This window comes from Oleiphilus sp. HI0117, assembly GCF_001635235.1.
This window is the reverse complement of sequence record NZ_LWGA01000830.1, coordinates 1-4,656: the sequence shown is the minus strand read 5'-3', so window position 1 is coordinate 4,656 and position 4,656 is coordinate 1. Positions and strand designations below refer to the sequence as shown.

At 41.4% G+C, this 4,656-nt stretch carries 3 protein-coding genes; all 3 read left to right on the top strand.

Going from position 1 to position 4,656, the window contains the following annotated elements:
• The first annotated feature begins 993 nt into the window (after positions 1-993).
• The 3 genes from A3757_RS13935 to A3757_RS13925 all read left to right on the top strand — a co-directional run bounded on the left by A3757_RS13935 (position 994) and on the right by A3757_RS13925 (position 4,584).
• The gene (locus A3757_RS13935; RefSeq protein ID WP_068643086.1) at positions 994-1,719 is read left to right on the top strand and encodes a hypothetical protein; all 726 of its coding nucleotides are present in this window, start codon (positions 994-996) and stop codon (positions 1,717-1,719) included.
• A gap of 110 nt (positions 1,720-1,829) precedes the next feature.
• Positions 1,830-4,052, top strand: coding sequence for a hypothetical protein (locus tag A3757_RS13930; RefSeq protein WP_068739803.1), 2,223 nt, complete (start codon positions 1,830-1,832; stop codon positions 4,050-4,052).
• Between the two features lie 220 nt (positions 4,053-4,272).
• Positions 4,273-4,584: an IS3 family transposase gene (locus tag A3757_RS13925; RefSeq protein WP_068510183.1), complete on the top strand. Its 312-nt coding sequence runs from the start codon at positions 4,273-4,275 to the stop codon at positions 4,582-4,584.
• The last annotated feature ends 72 nt before the right edge of the window (positions 4,585-4,656 follow it).

Here is a 4,656-nt window from a genome sequence, read left to right as displayed (position 1 = left end):
CACTTATTACACTACTTACCGTTGCCACCTTTACTGTCTGGTACAAGGTATATAAGGAAATTACAAATCCCGCGATAAGAGAACATGAATCACCAACCAATCGTGTAACGAAAATTGCTTGTCGCCCTGAATTTGATCTCCAGCGTAAGCTAGTTAACATTCAGACTCAAATCAAAAAAGAACTATCTACACCTGAAATTAGCAAACATATAAAGAAAGCTAACACTAACGAAATGAGGAACGATAAGTTCCGTTGGATAGATTTGCCTTACCTAAAGTTCGACTGTTTAGATGCACCTGATATGAGCACTTATAGCCAGTTTGCATCAATTAAAGATTTTGGAAGCGAAGACGTAAAAGAAGAAAGTGTACAAGAAAGGTTTTTGCCTAACTTTAAATATGATTTAGCTGAAATATCGATTGACTCAAAAACATTTTGCTGGAGTAAGGCGTTCGTAAAGCCCGATGCAGTGTTCTATGACAAGGATAAGGATGAGTACATTGTCGTCGAGTATAAGAGCAGAGAATTTTACACACTCGCCTCTTTAACACCACTTGCTGTCTTCCAATTATTAGTTTCAGCCGAGGTTGTTCGTAAGCATATATTTGAGCGTACTGGTGATAAAGGAAGTCGTAAAAAGATAAAAGTGAGAAGCTTTATGCGCCTAAACAACAAAGTTATTGAGGTTAAAGGGTGGCAAGCAATGATTCAGCATGTATTGGCTATGGTACCTGAAGTGCTGAAAGCTCGTGGAGGAAGTAGTATTTCTGCGAGCGAACTGTCTAGATCGTTCGTGTTATTCGANAGTGTGTTTAAGTTCAAGCCGCAGAACCAGGAAGATGCTCGTTTCCTCGGCCAGCTGAATCATATTCGAATCGCTAAGACAAGTGAGAGAAATACTAAGGCTGTCAAGACAACACAAGATAATGACGGTGAAATTTCAACAACAACCAAGTGCCCTTGCTAAGCGTAGATTAAAAAAGGAAATCGAAATGATGATGAACTTAATTGAAACCAAGACATCAATTGGCTCTTTCACGGAAGTTCCAACTGAAACATATGAAATGGACACGAGTTTGCTGGAATTGATTAATAGTATTACCGAGAACAGTAACTTGTTGAGAGGTGTGGATCGCACAAATTTGAAAGAATACCGTAAGAGCGCAGTGAAGGAATATATGTCATTTATGAAGGGGTTTACGCCGTCAGAAAAAGCACAACTAATTGTGGATTATGCCTCCGGGAGTGGATGGTGCGATCATTTTATTATGACAGGAACCAAACTAGACAATATGGCAAAAGGAATTGGTAATATCCCTGCTTGGGTAGTAAATAGCGCTTTCGAATTGCTTCTAGAGAGGGGCTGGCGACCACGCGTTGTCGATTCAGATAATGCCGAAGTCTGCCAGCGATTAGAAGATATTTTTGCGCTATTTATCAACTACTGGATTTCTAAGAAAGGACCTTTTCTATCAGTGGAACAGGTTTTAGGGTCTCTGCCAAAAAGTGTCGACTTAGCGAGAGCGGAGAAATGGACGAGTTTCTTTGCTTGTAGGTTAGGTCGGAAGGAAGGTTTAGGTTTACTGTGCTGCATTACTGCCCCCAATGGTGAGAGAATAAGTGAGGACTTTAAAAGCTTTAAGGCTCTGGCTGAAGCGTCCAAAGAAATTATTAAGAACACTCAGTGTCGTGTTAGCTTCAGCTATCCGAGCAGATAGTGAGGTTTGAGTGGTTGCATAAAAGCAAAGGGAAGTGCTTTTACCTAACCGCTAAAATCGTTAATCTAGTCTCCTCAAAACCGACAACTTAGTAGAAGTAAACACATACAATGGATAGTCTCCAAATTCACCGTTTTTTATCTAGATTTAACCGTGCATATCTTTCAAGAGTGTCGCTGATTGTCTTTCCCATTTTGATCGTGTTGGTAATTGTATTTAACATTCCCTCAGTACAGCACTCTACGCAAATTTGGGATGAGAAAGTCCGGCAGTATGCTTGGTATTTAAATACTAATGATTCATTAGATAGTGATTTGCGTATTTCTATTCATGATTTATATACATCTGAAACGTTTAATGCTTCCACCGATCTGTATAAACAACGATATGCCTCATACAAATTAGCCGAGTCTTTGAATCTATATTGTAAATTGGGAGTCCAGAATCTTGCTTTCGACTTTTTTCTAGAAGAAGAAACGTGGGTGGGAAAGCATCTTTTAGCTGATGAGAAAGATACTCAAGAATTATTAAAGTCACTCTCATGTTTTGAGGCAGTTTGGGTGCCAATTAGATCGCTGGACCGTAATTGGAGCTTACCTATATCGCCTATTGCACAGTTGGACAATGTAAGGTTCGCGCATGTGAATACTCATGAAAGCGTCCTTTACTCTGTGAACGAAATAAGCTCCACAACAAGAGGGCAACTGAGTGTGCCTTATATGGCAGAAGCGTTAGCCGCACGTGGTGAAGTAGATTCTGAATTACTGCCCATTTTGCCATCGAACGGGTTGAGTTCTTTTCCTCGTATGCGGTTTGAAGATCTAGAGGTGTTTCTACCGCTGGCTAATGTTATGCCTGCCCAGTCTCTCCAAGAGTTGTATGTAAAGTACTTTAGTAATGCAGATAATGACGTTGCGCTTCCTGACACTGTATTGATCGGTTTTACCCATGATGCGCAAGATCAGCATGATGTGGCATATAACAAAGGTGGCCCGATTAAACTGCCTCATATTGTTACTACTCCGTCTGGCCAAGTAAATAATAATTCGGCTGACTCAAACGTGATATTTTATGGAACCGAGCCTACAGTAGCGTTTACTCCAGGTGTTTACATTCTAGCTTCTACGGCTATGGCGCTGGCTAGTGATAGTGGATACGCCTATTTAAATGGCCTGGATGTCTTTTTTCTAGTTGCCCTCATCTTATTTCTTTTCCTTTTAACCTATTTGACAACAGGATTAAACAGCAGCTATAAAATTGCTGCCAGCTTTGTATGTAGTGCTTTCGCTTACATTCTTGTCAGCTATTTATGTCTTTCGAATTTATCGCTTCTTTTGCCTATCGGGCTACCATTGTCATCACTCTTTATATTGTGGTTAGTAGTCGACTTTAAGTATGGCTCTGGTTTACTTAGCCAGCTTGGGGATTTACTCCGCTCCAACCAATCTACCGATATTAGTGAGCCTGGACAACTATCCAAGCCTTGTGTGGTTGTGATGGCTGAGTCAATCAGGGATAGCCATGTAGACTCGTACAAGCGTCTAGTCAGTTCGATCGATATCCTCACTTACTGGGTGCAATTGTTGGCGCTGATTAATCTGGCCGAGTACTTTGAAAAACATCCTTCTGAAAGAGACAAGATAGATAAAGGGGTTTGGAAAAAGTGGCGTCGCCCAACGCTTGGCAACTATTTGCACATATTCAGAGATATTTGTAAGCAATACTCAAATATTTCGGACGCGGTTGGTTCATCACGCTTCCCTCAGCTTTACCATTTGACTAGGCAGAAAGGGGATAGCGGCATTGAGAGTCTCTTATTTCGTATTATTGATATTCGCAACGAATGGAAGCATTTTGCTTCTACGGGATATACCGAGGCGCAGATTCAGGACGCTTTAGATGAGGTGTACGATATTGAACAGGGCTTGAGTAGTGCGCTAAGTTTTCTAGACTCCTTTGCCTATATTAAACCCAAGAAGTTCAAATCAGAAAATAACGGCACTTACTACTGGGATTGCCTAGTGTATTCTGGCGCAAGTACATATATCGATGAGTTTGCTACTTCCGATAAGCTGGAGCTTGATAAGCTTTATCTTTTTGATACTCGTAAGTGGGGTAGCTTCAACAATACACTTTGCCTTGAACCCTGGATATTCGCGGGTGAATGTCGACACCACCACCGTGAAGAGCTGTTCTTCTTCAGTGGACTTGAAAATGATGGTGCTTCACGTCGTTATTCAAAGAACATTAAGTATGCCGGGTTAACAGAGAGCTGTTGTCCTGAGGGTGAGCCACAGATTGGTGATGAACTGTTTAAACTATTGGCTCGTTAAGACCGAGTACTTCGAATCTAGTCATATAATTCTTCGCTAGTCTTAGGTTATGAAGGGATCCATTGTCCCTTTAATGTCCGGTTAAACCTCTTCAAGAATTTATTAAATTTCTTCCTGTACTACGAGGCGCTAGAGCCTTGCATAGGCATTGTAGTGGCACACTAATTTTGGCCACCTAATTAGAGGTGATATTATCACCATCAACTAACTAGGTATCAAAATGAGCAAACGAACAAGACCAACATACTCTCCAGAATTTAGACTCGAAGTTGCACAAGAAGTTGTTGATAAAGGGCGCAGTGTCCGAGATGTCGCGGATAGCTTAGGCCTTGGTAAGTCCACGGTCGATAAATGGGCGCGACAATTAAAAGAAGAACGAAACGGTAGGTTGTCGAGTGCTACACCTCTCACTCCAGATCAATTAAAAATTCGCGAGTTGGAACGCAAGATCAAACAACTAGAGGGAGACAACGAGATTTTAAAAAAGGCTTCAGCTCTCTTGATGCAGGACTCGATCAAAGGTTTTCGTTAATCCAAGCGCAGCAAGGGAGCTGGTCGGTATCTCGACTATGCCGCGTACTTAATGTTCATCGCAGCAGCTACA

Coding starts and splice junctions, on each gene's coding strand:
- A3757_RS13935 (WP_068643086.1), top strand. CDS start 994: ATGATGATGAACTTAATTGAAACCAAGACATCAATTGGCTCTTTCACG.
- A3757_RS13925 (WP_068510183.1), top strand. CDS start 4,273: ATGAGCAAACGAACAAGACCAACATACTCTCCAGAATTTAGACTCGAA.
- A3757_RS13930 (WP_068739803.1), top strand. CDS start 1,830: ATGGATAGTCTCCAAATTCACCGTTTTTTATCTAGATTTAACCGTGCA.